General features: G+C 69.5%; 16 protein-coding genes and 1 pseudogene. 11 read left to right on the top strand and 6 right to left on the bottom strand.

Features of this window, described 5'->3' with window-relative positions:
• Positions 1-65 precede the first annotated feature (65 nt).
• Positions 66-1,964, top strand: coding sequence for a DEAD/DEAH box helicase (locus tag GON09_RS10955; protein WP_213931821.1), 1,899 nt, complete (start codon positions 66-68; stop codon positions 1,962-1,964).
• Here the strand turns inward: GON09_RS10955 and GON09_RS10950 are convergent.
• The 3 genes from GON09_RS10950 to GON09_RS10940 all read right to left on the bottom strand — a co-directional run bounded on the left by GON09_RS10950 (position 1,952) and on the right by GON09_RS10940 (position 4,724).
• Positions 1,952-2,149, bottom strand: coding sequence for a DUF664 domain-containing protein (locus GON09_RS10950; RefSeq protein ID WP_213931820.1), 198 nt, complete (start codon positions 2,147-2,149; stop codon positions 1,952-1,954). The genes GON09_RS10955 and GON09_RS10950 overlap by 13 nt on opposite strands.
• Positions 2,146-4,047, bottom strand: a complete 1,902-nt coding sequence (locus tag GON09_RS10945) for an ABC transporter ATP-binding protein (protein WP_213931819.1) — start codon at positions 4,045-4,047, stop codon at positions 2,146-2,148. The genes GON09_RS10950 and GON09_RS10945 overlap by 4 nt, the downstream gene beginning before the upstream one ends.
• A gap of 89 nt (positions 4,048-4,136) precedes the next feature.
• A complete protein-coding gene (locus GON09_RS10940) occupies positions 4,137-4,724 on the bottom strand; it encodes an AMIN-like domain-containing (lipo)protein (protein ID WP_213931818.1) in 588 nt (195 codons plus the stop codon).
• A gap of 124 nt (positions 4,725-4,848) precedes the next feature.
• On the opposite strand from GON09_RS10940, the gene GON09_RS10935 reads away from it, so the two are divergent.
• Genes GON09_RS10935 through GON09_RS10925 form a run of 3 tightly spaced genes read left to right on the top strand, consistent with a single transcriptional unit; the run spans position 4,849 to position 6,946 of the window.
• Positions 4,849-5,586 carry an ABC transporter ATP-binding protein gene (locus GON09_RS10935; RefSeq protein ID WP_213931817.1) on the top strand — a complete coding sequence of 246 codons (738 nt, stop codon included), beginning with the start codon at positions 4,849-4,851 and terminating at the stop codon, positions 5,584-5,586.
• Positions 5,583-6,338, top strand: a complete 756-nt coding sequence (locus GON09_RS10930) for an ABC transporter permease (RefSeq protein WP_213931816.1) — start codon at positions 5,583-5,585, stop codon at positions 6,336-6,338. Before GON09_RS10935 ends, GON09_RS10930 begins: the two co-directional genes overlap by 4 nt.
• Positions 6,335-6,946, top strand: a complete 612-nt coding sequence (locus GON09_RS10925; protein WP_213931815.1) for a TetR/AcrR family transcriptional regulator — start codon at positions 6,335-6,337, stop codon at positions 6,944-6,946. Before GON09_RS10930 ends, GON09_RS10925 begins: the two co-directional genes overlap by 4 nt.
• 102 nt (positions 6,947-7,048) lie before the next feature.
• Here GON09_RS10925 and GON09_RS10920 read toward each other — a convergent pair.
• A pseudogene (locus tag GON09_RS10920) lies at positions 7,049-7,815 on the bottom strand (deoxyribonuclease IV).
• Between the two features lie 116 nt (positions 7,816-7,931).
• Here GON09_RS10920 and GON09_RS10915 point away from each other — a divergent pair.
• The 6 genes from GON09_RS10915 (at position 7,932) to GON09_RS10890 (ending at position 15,398) form a co-directional block, all read left to right on the top strand.
• Positions 7,932-8,693, top strand: coding sequence for an SDR family NAD(P)-dependent oxidoreductase (locus tag GON09_RS10915; protein WP_213931814.1), 762 nt, complete (start codon positions 7,932-7,934; stop codon positions 8,691-8,693).
• Positions 8,694-8,785: 92 nt separating this feature from the next.
• Entirely contained in the window at positions 8,786-9,547 is a 762-nt protein-coding gene (locus GON09_RS10910) for an ABC transporter ATP-binding protein (RefSeq protein ID WP_213931813.1), read from the top strand.
• Positions 9,548-9,558: 11 nt separating this feature from the next.
• Positions 9,559-12,078 carry an ABC transporter permease gene (locus GON09_RS10905; protein WP_213931812.1) on the top strand — a complete coding sequence of 840 codons (2,520 nt, stop codon included), beginning with the start codon at positions 9,559-9,561 and terminating at the stop codon, positions 12,076-12,078.
• A 154-nt stretch (positions 12,079-12,232) separates the two neighbouring features.
• A complete protein-coding gene (locus GON09_RS10900) occupies positions 12,233-13,816 on the top strand; it encodes an alpha/beta hydrolase (RefSeq protein WP_307854354.1) in 1,584 nt (527 codons plus the stop codon).
• Between the two features lie 5 nt (positions 13,817-13,821).
• Positions 13,822-14,307, top strand: coding sequence for an LppA family lipoprotein (locus tag GON09_RS10895; RefSeq protein ID WP_213931810.1), 486 nt, complete (start codon positions 13,822-13,824; stop codon positions 14,305-14,307).
• Between the two features lie 83 nt (positions 14,308-14,390).
• Entirely contained in the window at positions 14,391-15,398 is a 1,008-nt protein-coding gene (locus tag GON09_RS10890; RefSeq protein WP_213931809.1) for a hypothetical protein, read from the top strand.
• 28 nt (positions 15,399-15,426) lie between these two features.
• On the opposite strand, the gene GON09_RS10885 is transcribed toward GON09_RS10890, so the two are convergent.
• Together GON09_RS10885 and GON09_RS10880 are read right to left on the bottom strand one after the other, a co-directional pair.
• On the bottom strand, positions 15,427-16,386 hold the full coding sequence (locus GON09_RS10885; protein ID WP_213931808.1) for a glycerate kinase: 960 nt from the start codon (positions 16,384-16,386) through the stop codon (positions 15,427-15,429).
• Entirely contained in the window at positions 16,383-17,288 is a 906-nt protein-coding gene (locus GON09_RS10880) for a hydroxymethylglutaryl-CoA lyase (protein ID WP_213934403.1), read from the bottom strand. Before GON09_RS10880 ends, GON09_RS10885 begins: the two co-directional genes overlap by 4 nt.
• Positions 17,289-17,496: 208 nt before the next feature.
• Between GON09_RS10880 and GON09_RS10875 the strand changes: the two genes are divergently transcribed.
• On the top strand, positions 17,497-17,694 hold the full coding sequence (locus tag GON09_RS10875) for a hypothetical protein (RefSeq protein ID WP_213931807.1): 198 nt from the start codon (positions 17,497-17,499) through the stop codon (positions 17,692-17,694).
• Positions 17,695-17,857: the final 163 nt, after the last annotated feature.

Raw genomic sequence — 17,857 nt, 5'->3', positions numbered from 1 at the left:
CGAGTCCAGGTCGCAGTCGGGTCCGGGCGCGAAGAGGTGGATTCATCCGATAAACTGCTGGTCAAATGAGTGAAATTCAAGACGCCCCCGACCAGGAGACCGCAGCTCTCACGTTTGCCGATCTCGACATCGACGCCCGTGTGCTGCAAGCTCTTTCGGATGTGGGTTACGAGTCCCCGTCGCCGATCCAGGCGGCGACCATCCCACCGCTGCTGGAGGGACGGGACGTCGTCGGTCTCGCTCAGACCGGCACCGGCAAGACCGCCGCCTTCGCGGTGCCGATCCTCTCGCGTATCGACACCTCCGTGAAGCGGCCCCAGGCGCTGGTGCTGGCGCCCACCCGAGAGCTCGCGCTGCAGGTCGCGGAGGCTTTCGGTAAGTATTCCGTCCATATCCCGGGCCTGTCCGTTCTGCCCATCTACGGCGGCCAGGCCTACGGTGTACAGCTGTCCGGCCTCCGCCGCGGCGCCCAGGTCATCGTCGGTACTCCCGGACGTGTGATCGATCACCTCGCCAAGGGCACCCTCGACATCTCCGAACTCGAGTTCCTCGTCCTCGACGAGGCCGACGAGATGCTCACCATGGGCTTCCAGGAGGACGTCGAGCGCATCCTCGCCGACACCCCCGACACCAAGCAGGTCGCGCTGTTCTCCGCGACCATGCCGGGCGCGATCCGCCGGCTGTCGAAGCAGTACCTCAAGGATCCGCAGGAGATCACCGTCAAGTCGAAGACGACGACGTCGGCGAACATCTCCCAGCGGTGGGTGCTCGTCTCCCATCAGCGCAAGCTCGACGCGCTGACCCGTGTCCTCGAGGTCGAGACCTTCGAGGCGATGATCATCTTCGTCCGCACGAAGCAGGCCACCGAGGATCTGGCCGAGCGGTTGCGGGCACGCGGCTTCTCCGCGGCCGCGATCAACGGCGACATCGTGCAGGCCCAGCGCGAGCGCACGATCAACCAACTCAAGAACGGCACGCTCGACATCCTCGTCGCCACCGACGTCGCCGCCCGTGGTCTCGACGTCGAGCGCATCAGCCACGTCGTCAACTACGACATCCCCCACGACACCGAGTCGTACGTGCACCGTATCGGCCGTACGGGCCGCGCCGGCCGCTCCGGCGACGCGCTGCTGTTCGTGGCTCCGCGCGAGCGGCACCTGCTCAAGGCGATCGAGCGGGCCACCCGTCAGCCGCTCGCCGAGATGCAGCTGCCCACGGTCGAGGACGTCAACGCCCAGCGCGTGTCGAAGTTCAACGACTCGATCACCGAGGCGCTCGCCTCCGATCACCTGCAGTTGTTCCGCACGTTCGTCGAGGACTACGAGCGTGAGCACGACGTGCCGCTCGCCGACATCGCCGCCGCCCTGGCGGTCCTGTCGCGCGACGGCGAGTCGTTCCTCATGGAGGCCGAGCCCGAGCCGGTCGCGGCGCCGCGCCGTGATCGCGAACCGCGCGAGCGTCCGCCGCGGCGTTTCGACGAGGGGCCGAAGGTCGGTCGCGACGGCCAGGAGATGACCACCTACCGCATCGCCGTGGGCAAGCGTCACCGCGTGCAGCCCGGTGCGATCGTCGGTGCCATCGCCAACGAGGGCGGACTGCGCCGCGGCGATTTCGGGCACATCAGCATCCGTGCCGATCACAGCCTCGTCGAGCTGCCGAAGGATCTGTCGCCGCAGACCCTCGATGCCCTGCGCTCCACCCGCATCTCGGGCGTGCTCATCCAGCTGCAGCCCGATTCCGGTGCGCCGTCCGGACGTCCGAGCTCGTATCGCGGACGCGACGACCGGCGCAGCGACGACCGACGTGGCGGAGACCGTCGCGATCACGGCAAGCGCGATCGTGGGGGCAAGCGCGAGTACGGCGAGGGCCGGCGTGAATACGGGGAGGGCCGGGGCCGCTCCGGCGACTTCACACATCGCAGCGACCGCAACGACCGTGGTGGTCGCGGCGGTTACCGCGACTGAGCCCGCTCGGTCCGTCGCTTCATCAGGCCGTCGACGAGGTGGTTCGGTAACGACGCCAGGCTCATCGACGACGCGCTCGGCACGCTGCGGGCCTGTTCGTCGGACAGGCCCGCCGGCGCGTTGCGCACGGCGTCGCACTGATGGGAGAGCAGCTTCAGCAACAGGTCGTGTTCTCGGGCACTCATGCGTCGAATATCGGCGTGGCTTCCGACAACTTCGACCCCGAATCGGCGAACTGCGTGCGGTACAGCTCCGCGTAGCGGCCACCGGCCGACAGCAGATCCTCGTGGCTGCCGCGCTCGATGATGCGCCCGGCCTCGACGACCAGGATCTCGTCGGCGGCGCGGATGGTCGACAGACGGTGCGCGATGACCACCGACGTGCGACCTTCGAGCGCCTCGGTCAACGCCTCCTGCACGGCGGCCTCCGAGGTCGAATCGAGGTGCGCCGTGGCCTCGTCCAGGATCACCACGCGCGGATGGGCGAGCAGCAGCCGGGCGATGGTGAGCCGCTGACGTTCCCCACCCGAAAGTCGGTAGCCGCGCTCTCCGACCACGGTGTCGAGTCCGTTCGGGAGCGACTCGATCAGCCTGTCGAGGCGGGCACGCCGCAAAGCGTGCCACAGTTCGTCCTCGCCGGCCTCCGGGCGGGCGAGCAGCAGATTGGCGCGGACGGTCTCGTGGAAGAGGTGCCCGTCCTGGGTGACGAGACCGACCGTCGCGCGGATCGAATCGGTGGTCAGTTCGCGTACGTCTGCTCCGCCGAGCAGCACGGCGCCCGAATCGACGTCGTACAGGCGCGGGATCAGTTGGGCGATGGTCGATTTCCCGGCACCGGACGATCCAACCAGCGCGACCATCCGCCCGGGCTCGACGCGGAACGACACGTCGTGCAGCACCTCGTTGCCGCCTCGGGAATCCAGTACCGCTACCTCCTCGAGGGAAGCGAGCGAGACCTTGTCCGCGGACGGATATGCGAAACCGACACCGCGGAATTCCACGGAGACCGGACCGTCCGGAACCGGACGGGCATCCGGCGACTGCTCGATCAGCGGCTTCAGATCGAGGATCTCGAAGACCCGCTCGAAACTCACCATCGCGCTCATGACGTCCATGCGGGCGCTGGCCAGCGCGGTCAGCGGCGAGTACAGCCGCGTCAGGAGCATCGCCATCGCCACCACCGAACCGGGATCGAGCTGATCGCGCAGCGCGTAGAAGCCGCCGAGACCGTAGACCAGTGCGAGCGCCAGAGCGGACACGAGCGTCAGAGCGGTGACGAACACGCTCTGCAGCATCGCGGTGCGCACCCCGATGTCGCGGACCCGCTTCGCCCGGACGGCGAACTCCTTCGACTCCTGCGCCGGACGGCCGAACAGCTTGACCAGGGTGGCGCCCGGCGCCGAGAACCGTTCGGTCATCTGCGTGTTCATCATCGAATTGTGGTTGGCCGCTTCCCGGCTGAGCTGTGCGAGCCGGGCGCCCATGTGCCGGGCGGGGATCACGAAGATCGGTAGCAGCAACAGCGCGAGAAGTGTGATCTGCCAGGAGATCCCGATCATCACCACCAAGGTGATCGCGAGGGTGACGATGTTGCCGACCACGCCGGACAGGGTGTCGCTGAATGCGCGCTGCGCACCGATCACGTCATTGTTCAGGCGTGAGACGAGAGCGCCCGTGCGGGTCCTCGTGAAGAAGGCGACCGGCATGCGCTGGACGTGATCGAAGACCGTGGTGCGCAGGTCGAGGATGAGATCCTCACCGATACTCGCCGAGAGCCAGCGATTGGCGATCGCCAGGCCGGCCTCGATCAGCGCGATCGCGGCGATGATCACCGCGAGCATCACCACCACCGACACCGCGGCACGGTCGACGATCGCATCGATCACCCGCCCGGCGAGCACGGGTGTGGCGACACCGAGCGCGGCGATGAGCACGCTCAGGACGAGATAGAAGGCGATGTTGCGTCGGTGCGGTTGCGCGAATGCGGCGATCCGCCGCAGGCTCGCTCGGGAGAACGGTCGTCGATCGCTCTCGGCGTGCATCGCGTTGTACATCGCGTTCCACGCGGTGACTTCCATGCTCATGGGGCCGGCCTCCTCTGGTCGCAGCCGAGATTAGGACCTCGAGTGCGCTCGAGGTCAAGCCTAGGCGGAAGCCACGACAGGGAGAGACGTCAGCGCGCCACGTCGATCACCACACGGGTCGGCCCGGTGAGGGAATACACCGAGAACGGGGTGCCGTGTGCGGCGACGCCGATGAACGACTGGGTGACGCCCTCGAAGACCCCGGCCCCGTTGACCTCGACCACCGATCCGCCGGGTTCGGCGAGCACGGGATTCGGGCCGTCGTACTGTTCGACCCCGCTGTCGAACGGATAGGCGGAGCCGTCGATGAGCACCTGCAGCACGGCATCGCCGGCGACGGCGACCTCGTTGCCGCTGCCGTCCTGGATCGCCTCGTCGACGTAGCCGACCCGCCATCCCGGCGCGCCCTCTCCACCGAGTTCGTAGACCACGCGGTCGAAGCCCTCGTGCCGTCCGGTGCGGATGTCCACGACGGTGAGTTTCGCGTCCTCGCCGGCCGGGGAGACCTTGTCGCGCGCGTCGCGCGGGACGTCGGCGGAGGTGGTCTCGGGAGCCGAGGACGTCGGGGTGTCGACCGAGACGGCGGGGGAGGGCGCGGGCTGGTCGGCGCCGGCGGAGCATCCCGCCAGGACCAGAGCGGTGGCGGTGACGGCCAGGGCGAGACGCGTGTGCTTCATGGGGCTCATGGTACGTCGGGGTGCAGGACGGCCCTGCCGACGCTCGCGGGGGTTGACCGGATCGAGACATGCGGCGCACACTTCATCCGAAGATGATTTCAACACTCGATGAATTGAGTGGATCATGAACGTCGACCACACCTCCGACGCCGTCGACATCCGCGACCTGCATGTCCGGCGCGGCATCCACCGAGCCCTCGAAGACGTGAGCGTGCGGGTCCCGCGCGGCTCGATCACCGGCCTGCTCGGGCCTTCGGGTTGCGGGAAGACCACCCTGATGCGCACGATCGTCGGCACCCAGATCGTCGAATCCGGCACGGTCACCGTGCTGGGTCTGCCCGCGGGCAACGCCGCACTGCGCCGCCGCATCGGCTACGTCACCCAGGCGCCGAGCGTCTACCCCGACCTGACCGTCGCCGAGAACGTCTCCTATTTCGCCTCCCTCTACGGACGGAAGGGAACCGCGGTCGCCGACACCGTCGCGGCGGTCGGGCTCACCGACCACGCCCGCGACCGGACGTCGGCCCTCTCCGGCGGCCAACTGGGACGGGTGTCGCTCGCATGCGCGCTGGTGGGCGATCCCGAACTTCTCGTCCTCGACGAACCCACCGTCGGGCTCGACCCGCTCCTGCGGGCCGAGCTGTGGGAACACTTCCGTGCGCTCGCCGACCGCGGAACCACACTGCTCGTGTCGAGCCACGTCATGGACGAGGCCGACCACTGCGACGAGCTCGTCCTGCTGCGCGAGGGCCGGCTGGTCGCCCGGCTGACCCCGGCCGAACTGCGTGAGCAGACAGGGGAGACGGGCCTCGAGAACGCCTTTCTCCGACTCATCCGGAACCGGACGGGAGCACGACCGTGAGCGCCGTCATCTACGCCACCACGACCACGCGCATCCTGCGTCAGCTGCGGACGGACCATCGCACCGTCGCGATGATCGTGCTCGTCCCGAGCCTGCTGATGACGTTGCTGTACTTCATGTACCAGAACGTGCCCACCGGGCCGGGCGGAGTCTCGCTGTTCGACCGGATCGCCGTCACGATGCTCGGGATCCTCCCGTTCGTCGTGATGTTCCTGGTCACCTCGATCGCGATGCAACGCGAACGCAGTTCGGGCACTCTCGAACGACTGCTCAGCACGCCGCTGACGAAACTCGATCTGCTCGCCGGTTACGGCAGCGCCTTCTCGGTCGCGGCGGCCGTCCAGGCCGGCCTCGCGTGCGTGGTGACCTTCTGGTTGCTCGACGTCACCAGCGCCGGTTCGGTGCTGTGGGTGCTGGTCGTCGCGGTGCTCGTCGCGGTACTGGGTGTTTCCCTGGGGTTGTTGTGCAGTGCATTCGCCCGTACCGAGTTCCAGGCCGTGCAGTTCATGCCGGTGATCGTCATCCCGCAGTTCCTGTTGTGCGGATTGCTCGTCCCCCGGGAAGCTCTGCCCGACTGGCTGCGCTGGATCAGCAACGCGCTGCCGTTGAGCTACGCCGTGGAGGCCCTGCAGGAGATCACCGTGAACCCCGGTGTCACCGGCGTCATGGTGCGGGATCTGGTCGTCGTCGCGGCGTTCGCTGCCGCGGCTCTCGCGCTCGGTGCGGCGACACTGCGCCGCCGCACCCCGTGACCGACGTCGCCGGGCCCCGGCGCCCCGGCCGCCGCCCCGGAAACTCGGGCGCTCGCGACGAGATCCTCGCGAGTGCACGGGAACTGTTCGCCGCCGAGGGATTCGACAAGACGACGGTACGTGCGATCGCGGCCCGTGCCGGCGTGGACCCGGCGCTCGTGCACCACTACTTCGGCACCAAACTGCAGTTGTTCACGGCGTCCATCGCGCTGCCCGTCGATCCGCGGGACGTCCTCGCCCCCGTCTACGCGGCCCCGTCCCGGGAACTCGGCCGGACTCTCGCGACCGCCCTTCTCGGCGTGTGGGATTCCCCGCACCGCGACGCTGCCGTCGCGATGTTCCGTGCGCAGATCACCGGCGGCGACAGCGGTCTGATCCGCTCGTTCCTACTGGAGGTCGCGCTCGCGCCGCTGCTCGAGCGCATCGATCGTCCCGTCGGCACCGGCAGATTGCGCGCGGAGCTGGTGGCCACCCAGATGACCGGAATCATGTTGGTGCGCTACATCATCGGACTCGAACCACTCGCCTCGATGCCGTCGGAGCAGCTCGTCGAGATCGTCGCCCCCACGATCCAGCGGTATCTCACGGGTGAGCTGCCCGAGGCATGACCGCAGCCTTCGCGGAACGTATGCTCCGTCCGGAGACAGAGGCGCGCTGTCGACCGGGTGCATCCGTCCGCGCACGGTGCACCTGCGGAACGGAGTGCGTCGTCAGGAGTGTTCGCGGAGGAAGGCGATGTCGTCGGCGAGCCCCTCCGCCGGGGTCTCGAGCACGATCGGTGCGTCGGCCTGCACGGCGATCTCCGCGAGCAACTGCGGATCGATCTGCCCGTCGGCGAGATTGGCGTGCCGGTCGCGGGCCGAGTCGAACTCGTCACGCGAATTGTTCAGGTGCACCAGGTCGATCCGGCCGGTGACCGCGCGCACCCGTTCGACGATACCGACGAGATCCTCCCAGCGGCCCAGGCATGGCAGGTGTCGAGGCAGAAGCCGGGACCATAGTCGCCGACGGCGTCCCACAGCCGTCCGATCGCGTCGAGGTAGCGTGCCATCGCGAAGTCGCCGCCCGCGGTGTTCTCGACGAGGATCGGCACCCCGAACCCGCCCTTGTCCTCCTGACGTTCGAACAGCTTGCGCCAGTTCTCCACTCCGGCGGCGACGTCCTCACCCGCGCGCACGTGCCCACCGTGGACGACCAGCCCGAGCGCGCCGATCCGCGCGGCCGCCTCGGCATGATCGGCGACGGCCTTGCGTGACGGCATCCGCACCCTGTTGTTCAGGCTCGCCACGTTGATGACGTACGGCGAGTGCACCACCACGTCGACATCCGACGCGAGGATCTGCTCGGTGCGCGGATGCACACCGGGCTTCGTCCACTTCTGCGGGTCCGACAGGAACACCTGCACCAGATCGGCGCCGAGATGTTCGCCCTGACCGATGGGATCGTCGTCCTGCCGGACGTGCGCACCTATCCGCATGCCCCACAGGGTAGGGGGATGTCCCGGCGACCGGGACCACAACACCCGGACCTACCCGGAATCTGGTCGACTCGTTGCATTCGACGACACGACGAACGACGGGAAACAGACGACGCATGGGCACACTCGACGGCAAGGTCGCGCTGATCACCGGGGCGGGGCAGGGGATCGGTCAGGGAGTGGCGTTCGCGCTGGCCCGCGAAGGCGCGGCGATCGCGGTCACCGGCCGGACCGAAGCGAAACTGGTGGACACTGTCGAGCAGATCCGCGCTCTCGGGGGCACTGCGGTGCCGGTCGTGTGCGACATCGCCGATCCGGACGAGATCACCGTGGCGGTGGACCGGACGGTCGACCTGCTCGGTGGCATCGACATCCTCGTCAACAACGCGAGCTTCAACCCGCTCGGGCCGCTGCTCGACCTGAAGCCGGCCGTGCTGGACAAGGCGTACCGGACCGGTCCGCTCGCCGCGCTGCACGCCATGCAACTCGTCCATCCGATCATGAAGGAACGCGGCGGCGGTTCGATCGTCAACATGGTCACCTCCGCCGCGGTGCGCTGGGACGCGAGCGGTTACGGCGGCTACGCCTCGACCAAGGAAGCACTGCGATCGTTGACCCGCACTGCGGCCTCCGAATGGGGCGTCGACGGCATCCGCGTCAACGCCGTCGCCCCGCACGCCCTGTCGCCGGGCCTGAAATGGTGGACCGAGACGAATCCGGACGAGGCCGCCGAGTTCGTGAACTCCATCCCGCTCCGCCGCATCGGCGACCCCGAACAGGACATCGGCCGCGCCGTGGTGTGGATTGTGAGCGACGACGCACGCTACCTCACCGGCGCGACGATCCCGTTGGACGGAGGCCAGGCACGCTGGGCCTGAGGCACTCGCCCCGGCATACGCCCGTATCCCCGAATCGAAGATCGGGGTCCTCCCCGATGGTGCCGAAGTCCCGGCACCGGGAAGATGGGTGCATGCCACTGCACTCGGCCCCAGCAGCCCGCGCCCAGGACCTGAAGAAGATCTACGGCAGCGGAGAAACCTCGGTACACGCCCTCGACGGCGTGACCGCCGACTTCGCCGCCGGTGAGTTCACCGCGATCATGGGTCCCTCCGGATCGGGCAAGTCGACCCTCATGCACTGCCTCGCAGGTCTCGACAGCGCCACCTCCGGAGCGGTCTTCATCGGCGACACCGATCTGACGACCCTGTCCGACAAGGGGATGACCCAGTTGCGGCGCGACCGCATCGGGTTCGTCTTCCAGGCCTTCAACCTCGTTCCCACCCTCACCGCGCTCGAGAACATCACCCTGCCGGTGGACATCGCGGGCCGCAAGGTCGATCAGGAATGGCTCGACACCGTCGTCACCCGTCTCGGTCTCACCGACCGCCTCGGACACCGCCCCGGGGAGCTGTCCGGTGGTCAGCAGCAGCGCGTCGCGTGTGCGCGTGCCCTCGCCGGCCGGCCCGAGATCATCTTCGGCGACGAGCCGACCGGCAATCTCGACTCCCGCTCGTCCGGCGAGGTGCTCTCCATCCTCCGGGCCGCCGTCGACGAGTTCGACCAGACCGTCGTGATCGTCACCCACGACCCGCGTGCGGCCGGCTACGCCGACCGCGTGGTGTTCCTCGGCGACGGACGCATCGTCGACGAGATGCGCGAACCCACGGCCGAACGTGTGCTCGACCGGATGAAGCAGTTCGATCCCGCCTCCGCGGCACCCGTGGCGGAATAGGAGATACCGCGATGAGTGGGAATCCCATCCGCAGAGTTGCCCTGCGCAACCTCGCCGCCCACAAGGTGCGGCTCGCTCTGACCGTGCTCTCCGTGGTGCTCGGCACGGCCTTCATCACCGGCTCGTTCGTCTTCACCGACACGCTGCAGCGCACCTTCGACAACATTTTCGGCGACGTCGCCCAGGGCGTCGACGTTCGGGTCAGCACGGAGGAATACGGCACCAGCGGCGTCCCGATCGAGGCCGTCGACGAGGTCGCCGCGCTCCCCGGCGTCGATCGGGTCTCCCCGTCGATCGGTGGCGGCATCATCGTCCTCGACTCCGAGGGCGCCGCGATCCAGACCGGAGGTGCGCCCGCCGAGGGCTACGCCTACATCCCGCCCGACCGTCTCGTCGGCGAACCGGAGGTCTTCGTCGCCGGTGCACCGCCCGCGGAGAACGGGCAGATCGCGCTCAACGAGAGCGCGGCGGAACGCGGCGATCTCTCGGTCGGTGACAGCACGACGGTGCTCACCATCTCCCAGGGGATGGTGCCGGTGACCATCAGCGGCATCTACCAGCTCGACACCGATACGGGTGGTTATCTCGGTGCGTTGTTCACCGAGCAGCAGGCGTCCCAGCTGTTCACCGACGGCCGGCACGTGGGCTTCTTCGACGTCGCGGGCGACGGGTCGCTCTCACCCGACCAATTGCGCGACGAGGTTGCGGCGGCGCTGCCCGATCTGAAGGTCCAGACCGGTGCCGAAGTCACCGAGGAGACCAAGTCGCAGGTCTCCGAGGCACTGAACTTCCTCAACTACTTCCTGCTCGCGTTCGGCGCGATCGCACTGCTCGTCGGCACGTTCATCATCTACAACACCTTCTCGATGATCGTCGCCCAGCGACTGCGCGAACTCGCCTTGCTCCGCGCGATCGGCGCGAGCCGCAAGCAGGTCGGCCGGTCCGTCACCCTCGAAGCCTTCGTCGTCGGCCTGATCGGCAGCGTCATCGGCATCGCCGCTGGTGTCGCCCTCGCCTACGGCCTGCGCGCGGCACTGAACGCCGCGGATCTCGGACTGCCGTCCGGCCCGCTGCAGCTGTCCCCGCGCACCGTGATCGTCGCGCTGCTCGTCGGCGTGGTCGTGACCATGATCAGTGCATACGCCCCGGCCCGGCGCGCCACCCACGTTCCGCCCGTGGCCGCGATGCGGGAGGAATCCACGGCGACGGTCGAATCGCTGCGACTCCGCACGATCATCGGTGTGCTCTGCGCAATCGTTGGTGCGGCTCTGGTCGTGGTGGGCGCCCAGCAGGTCGGCGGTGGCGCGGCCGCGACCGTCGGCATCGGCGCCTTCCTGCTGATCCTGTCGGTCCTGTTCGCGGCGCCGGCGCTGTCCCGGCCCGTCGTGAACGCGCTCGGTGCCGTCTTCGCCCGACCCTTCGGATCGATCGGCCGGCTCGCGCGCACCAATGCGACCCGCAACCCCCGGCGCACCGCCGCGACGGCCTTCGCCCTCACCCTGGGCCTGATGCTCGTTTCCGTCATCGGCGTGTTCGGTTCGTCGGCGAAGGCGAGTGTCGACTCGCTCGTCGACAACGGCGTCGAGGCGGACTTCATGCTCACCGGACCTCAGATGTTCGGCGTTCCGACGCCCGCCGCGGATGCCGTACGCACCGTCGACGGCGTCGAGGAGGTCGTGCCCGTCTACGGAGTCCAGGCGAAGATCGACCAGGATTTCGAGTTCGGCGCCGCCGCAGGTGGGCCGCTCGAAGACGTCCTCGACCTGCAGATCACCGCGGGCACCGTCGACGTGACCGGCAACGAGATCCTGGTGTCCCGGACCGCGGCGAGCGATCGTGGCTGGCAGGTGGGGTCCGTCGTCCCGCTCACCAGCCGTGACGGCGACACCGTCGACACCACCGTCGCCGGCATTTTCACCGACAACCAGCTCATCGGTCCGTGGGTGATCTCGCAGCAACTGTTCGAGCAGTTCACGCCGCCGACCAACCGCTCGGCGCTCGTGGTTCTCATGAACACCGTCGACGAGTCGGAGCAGGTGCGCACGGCGATCGAGGACTCCGTCAAGGACTACGTGATCGTGCAGGTCCTCGACCGCGAACAGTTCAAGGGGCAGCAGGCACAGCAGATCGACACGCTTCTCGCGATCCTCTACGGCCTGCTCGCCCTCGCCGTGGTGATCGCGATCCTCGGCATCGTCAACACCTTGGCGCTGTCGGTGGTGGAGCGACGGCGGGAGATCGGCATGCTCCGCGCAGTCGGCATGCAACGCGCCCAGGTGCGCCGCACGATCTATCTCGAGTCGCTGCTCATCGCGGTGTTCGGTGCGGTCGTGGGTGTCGTGCTCGGTCTCGCGTTCGGCTGGGCCTTCGTGCGCACGCTCGCCGATCAGGGGCTCGACATCATCTCGGTGCCGTGGTCGCAGGTCGTGGGCATGCTCGTCGCGTCCGGCATCATCGGTGTGCTCGCGGCGCTGTGGCCCGGGCAGCGGGCGGCGAAGACCCCGCCACTCGACGCGATCAGCGATATGTAGACAGCAGCGACATGTAGACACGAGAAGTGCCTTGCGGACACGAGTTGTCCACAAGCAGTGGAGTTGTCCACAGTGACCGGCCCGCGGAGCATTCCGCGGGCCGGTCGTCGTCGGCGCCCCCTACGGTTCCTCGGCAGGGGGTGGTGGTGTGCGGGTGGACGATCTGGCGGGCTGGGACCCGGATGCGCTCGACCGATTGGCGGCCGAACTCGCGCTGTGCGCCGACGCGGTCGACGCCGTGTCCGGCGACGTCCTGCGGTGGGCGTCCTTCGGAGGCACCTGGCGGGGTGCGGCGCACGACAGGGCGTGGTCCGTATCGTCCTCGCGCAGCAGGGAGCTCGCGGCGCAGGCCGAGTCGTATCGACAGGCGGCCGGGTGCGCGCGGTTCGTCGTACCGCGACTGCGGGCACTGCACGCGGAACTGGGCGAACTGCGGTCCCGGGCCGCGGCGCGGGGTCGCGTCCTCGACGACGACGAACTGCTCGCGGCGCCGGTGCGCGCCCTGCTCGTCCGCGCCGATGCTCTGGACCGGGAGGCCGCCGCTCGGTTGCGCGACGGATCCGACTCGGCGGACACCGCTCCCGGAGGCGGTGAAGGCATCCATACCGCGTTCCCACGATCCGGACCGGTGCCGGCCCTGCCGGATCCGGGCGCCGACCCCCTCGAGGTCGCGCGATGGTGGAACGGGCTCGACGGGGCGGCACGCACCGCGCTGGTCGCCGAGCATCCCGAGCGGATCGGTGCGCTCGACGGAATCCCGGCTGCGGCTCGCGATCTCGCCAATCGCGCTCTGCTCGACGGCGAACGCCGCCGACTCGAATCGGTCGCGGCGCGGTTGCAGGCCGAACTCGACGCGATGTTCCTCGGCGGCACTGCGGTCGCGAGCCTCGGCGTCACGGGATTGTTCACCGACGCAGACGCGGGGTTGGAGCAGACGCTGCGGAAGCTCGAGGCCCTCGACGCGATCGACGCGACCCTCGCCCACGGCGACCGGCAACTCCTCGCCCTCGACCTGTCCGGACGTGAGGCGATGGCGGCCGTCGCCGTCGGGGACGTCGACACCGCCGAGCACGTGGCCGTCTTCGTCCCCGGCGCGGGTTCGACCGTGCAGGGCAATCTGGAGGGTTACGACGCCCAGGTCGCGGCCCTGCGCGACTCCGCTCGGCTCCGCCTCACCGACGACTCCGGCAGCGAACCCGCGGTCGCGGCCGTCACCTGGTTGAATTACCAAGCTCCCCAATGGGGCTGGGGTCTCGCATTCACCGAACGCAGTCCCGCCTCCGACCTCGCCGCCCGGATCGCCGCTCCTCGGCTCGCCGGCTTCCTCGACGGCATCACGGCGTCGCGCAACGACGACCCGCGCATCACGACGGTCGGGCACTCGTACGGAGCGGTCGTCTCCGGCCTGGCGCTGAAGGACACCGGTGTGGCCGATGCGGCGGTGTTCGCCGGCGCTCCGGGAATCGGGACCGGCGACGTGGGCGACCTGCGTATCCCACCCGGATCGGCCTATCTCGTCGAAGCCGACTGCGACATCGTCGCCGACGTGGGCACCTTCGGTGGCGACCCGAGCTTCCTCGACGGTCTCACCCATCTTCCCGCGGGCCCCGGCATCACCTCGGCCGGTGCCCCGCTCGCGGGCATCACCGGCCACAGCTCGTATCTCGCCCCTGGAACGTCGAGTTCCCACCACATCGCCGGTGTCGTCGCGGGCACCGCAGAACGGAGTACACCGTGACCGCCATGCCGAGAATCCGCGCCGGGCTGTGCGTCGCCCTGCTGGCACCGCTCGTGACCGCGTGCACCACCACGGTGACGCCGGTCGCGATGCCCGAGCCGGTAGCCGCGACCAGCGCGGGCGCGGTCGAGTTCTACACCGCTGTGCAGCGCGACGTCCTCACGGCGCTGTCCGCCGAGTTCCCCGGGGTCCGATTCGAACCGAAGTACGCGAGTACCACCGCCGGATGCACGCTGCCCGACGGCGCCTCGGGTGTCACGGTGCACCTTCCGATCCACGGATCGGGGCGACCGGTGCCGGTGGACGAACTCGACCGTGCCGCCAGGGTCTTCGAGCACACGGCGGCGCGGGCCGGCTTCCACGGCCGGCACATACTTCCCCCGGACACCGGCTTCGCCGTCCGGATGTTCGCGGCCGACGGCTCCTACATCACCTTCGGAAGTTACGTCGCCGCGAGCGTCGGACTCACCGTCGGTTGTTACCGGAAGTAGGCCCCGGTGTCGGTTAGGCTCGTCCGAGCGACGGCCGCTCGGCTCGTCGTGATTCGTGCTGGCAGCCGTGGAGGGACGAACAGATGCGCCCGATGCTCGGCATCTCCGTCGACGACGGTGAAGTGTGTGCGGTCCTCGTCGACGCCGACGTGCCGAGTCTCGGTCCGTTCGACTCCCAGCGAGGTTTCGGTGCACCCGGGGACACACCGGCCGAGGCCGCCGCCGCTGCGGCCTCCGCGATGGCGGAACGCGCGTCCGCGGCGTCGCTGACCCTGTCCGCCGCCGCGGTGGTGATGGGTCCCGAGAACGACGAGGATGCCGAACCGGTCACCGAGGCCGTCCGGGCCGTGCTCGACGTCGACGTCGACACGGTTCTGCTCGACGATGCGCGGTTGGCGTTCCTCGCCGGTGCGCCCGAGTTGGCGGAGCTGCCCGTCCTGGCCCTGCACACCCGTACCTACGGCGTCGAGTCGGCGTCGATGGTCGACGTCCCCTCGGGCACGGTGCTGTCCACGGTCAGCCCCGACGGCGACGAGTTCGGTCCCTACACGCAGTCCCTGCCCGAGGCCATGGACGAAGCGGTCGCCCGCGCCGGAACCTCGCCCCACGCCGTGGTATTCCTCGATCTGCGTCCTGGCGACGCCCGTCCGGCCCGGGAACTCGCCACCGTTCTCGGTGTTCCCTTCGTGACGCCCCACGGGGTGCCCTGGCATCGCGCGACCGGCGCGGCGCTGGTCGCGGCGGCCCGGCGTGCCCCGACGGTCGTTGCCACGTCCACGAATCGTCGTCGCGGCACCGTCCTGCTGGCCACACTCGTCGCGCTCGTCGCCCTGCTGGGTGGGGGACTGGCGGTCGCGGTGAGCAGCGGTGTGCAAGCGGAGCGCTCCGCCCCCGGACTGCAGACCGCGGTCGCACCACCACCGTCGCCGGTGCCGTCGCCCGATCGCACACCCGTCGCCGACCCGTGTTCCGTGGCACGACCGGCTTCATGGCCGGCCCGCGCCTCCGATCCGGACGTCGACCCGACGCCGTCGCCGGAGACGACGGCCACCGAAAACCCGTGCGGCAGCGCACGACCCACTGCGCCGTGATCGTTCGCAGGTCGCTCGTCTGTGCCGCTCAGGGGCGCAGTGCGCGACCCGCGCGTGTGAGCGCCGCGGCATCGGACGCCACGACGACCTCCTCGAACCGGGCACGATAGTCGCCGAGATCGTCGCCGACGGAACCGACCACCGCGACTACCGGCACCTTGCCGCAGCGTGCGAGGATCGCCGAGACGATCTTGCCCGCCCGCGACTGGCCGTCGAGCCGTCCTTCGCCGACGACCACGAGATCGGCGGTGCGCACTGCGTCGTCGAAACCCACTGCGTCGAGCACGAAGTCGGCGCCCGAGCGCAGTTCGGCACCGAACCGCGACCACATGCCGCCGGAGAAGCCACCGGCCGCACCCGTGCCGTCCACCTCCCGCGGATCGCGCGGGAGCGTCAGCGCTGTCTCCTCGAGGCGGCGCGTGAGCAGTGCGACGGCGGCCGGATCGGCACCCTTCTGCGGCCCGAAGATCCGTGCAGCGTCGGTGTAGCGGGTCGTGACGTCGGAGAGCACGGTCACGCGTGCGTCGCCGAGCCCACCCCGCTCGTCGATCGCGGCGATCGCGCCCGCACCACCGTCGGTCGTCGCCGATCCACCGGCAGCGACGACGATGTGCCGCGCCCCGCGTCGGACGGCGTCCGCCATGACCATGCCGGTGCCGTAGGTGTCGGCGGTGACGGCGTCACGCGGACCGTCGTGCGGGGTGGTGATGCCGCTCGCCGTGGCGAGTTCGACGACCGCCGTCCCGTCCGGCGACATTCCCAGCAGCCCGCGGCACGGTGCGTGCCACGGGTTCACGGCCTCGACGTCCGTCCGGGTGAGACCGAGTGGTTCGGCGAGCGCGTCGAGTGTGCCCTCGCCGCCGTCCGCGACAGGCATCCGGATCGCAGTGTGCCCGGCACTCTCCACTCCGGCCGCGATCGCATCGGCGACCTCGACGGCGGTGTAGGTGCCCTTGAAACTGTCGGGGGCGATCAGGATGCGCGTCACCGCAGCACCCAGTCGAATGCCTCGGCCTCCGAGCGGGCGCCCTGCCGGGCACGCGACCGGTTCGGTTCGTCCAGTTCGGCGACGATGTCCTCACCGAGGCGGACCAGGGCGCCGAAGACCTCCGGGTCCAGCCACGACGGACGCGTCGCGAACAGCAGGTCCTCGCTCGCGGTGTTGCCGCTCGCACCCGGCGCGAACGGACACCCCCCGAGGCCGGCGAGCGCACCGTCGACGACGGTCGCGCCGGCGTCGATCGCGGCGAGGCTGTCGGCGACACCCAGGCCCCAGGTGTCGTGTCCGTGGTAGACGATCCGTCGGTCGGGGGATTCGGCGGCCAGTCGCGCGACCAGCGACGACACCTGCCCGGGCACGGCCTGCCCCAGGGTGTCGGCGACGACGATGTCGGCGGCTCCGTCGGTGCGTGGGTCGCACGCGATCTCGACGACCCGGTCGGGGTCGACCGGCCCGTCGAACGGGCACGTGAACGAGGTGGCCAGGCACAACTGGATGCTGCCGCCGGCGGCGTGGGCCCGCTCGATCGCCGCCGGCATCGCGGCGATGCTGTCCTCGGTGTCGCGGCCGATGTTGGCGCGGTTGTGGGCGTCGGATACCGAGAAGCAGTACTGGAACCGGCGGGCCCCCGCCGCGATCGCCTTCTCGACGTGACGCGGCGTGGCGACCCAGATCCAGCAGCGGTCGAGTTCCTCCTCGGTCAGTGCCGCGACGAGATCGAGGGTGTTCGCCATCGGCGGCACGAGGTCGGCGCGGGCCAGGGAGCCGATCTCGAGTTCGGGGACTCCCGCCGCGAGCAACGCCCGCACGATCTCCACCTTGCGTTCGGTGGGCAGCAGCTTGCCGGTCAGCTGGAGGCCGTCGCGCAGGGTCACGTCGCGCAGGATCACGTCCGTGCGTGCTCGGTCACTCGTCGGTCCCGCCACTGCTCCGCCTCCCCGTCGTGTTCCTGCCCGACCCCACCGTGTCGAACCGCCAGTATGCCCCGGTCACCGCGCGGGCACGCTTCGTCGACACACCGGAGGACTTTCGCAAGGTCTGTGACAGATGACACTATCCTCACCGTTCTGATCGTGACTTGCCGGAAGGTGCGGGGACATGGCTTCGGTCCTGGGAAAAGTGTTGCTCTGGATCGCTCTGGTGGGGGGACTGGCCGGGGCGGTGGTCGCCGTCCGGGCGCTCCACGTCAACGGACTCGTGGCCTCTCTCATCGTGGCCTCGGTGACGGGACTCGTCCTGCTGCGCCTCCGCCCGGAGGCGCGCGACGACTCGGACTCCGATATCGCCGTCACCTGACAGCCTCCGGCATCCCCTCGCGCGAGGTCTCCGACACTGGCGTCGCCTGACGGGAAACGGGACTGTCGGAATGTAGGGTGAGGAACGGCGCCCGGGTCGAGGGCGCCTCGCGCAGACGCGCTGCACGAGTGCGGCGTCGACGCCGGAGAGGGGGCCCGCGGCC

This window comes from Rhodococcus sp. B50 (assembly GCF_013602415.1).
Classification (GTDB): Bacteria; Actinomycetota; Actinomycetes; order Mycobacteriales; family Mycobacteriaceae; genus Rhodococcus.
The sequence above is the reverse complement of the archived record's forward strand: the minus strand, read 5'-3'. Positions and strand labels throughout refer to the sequence as shown.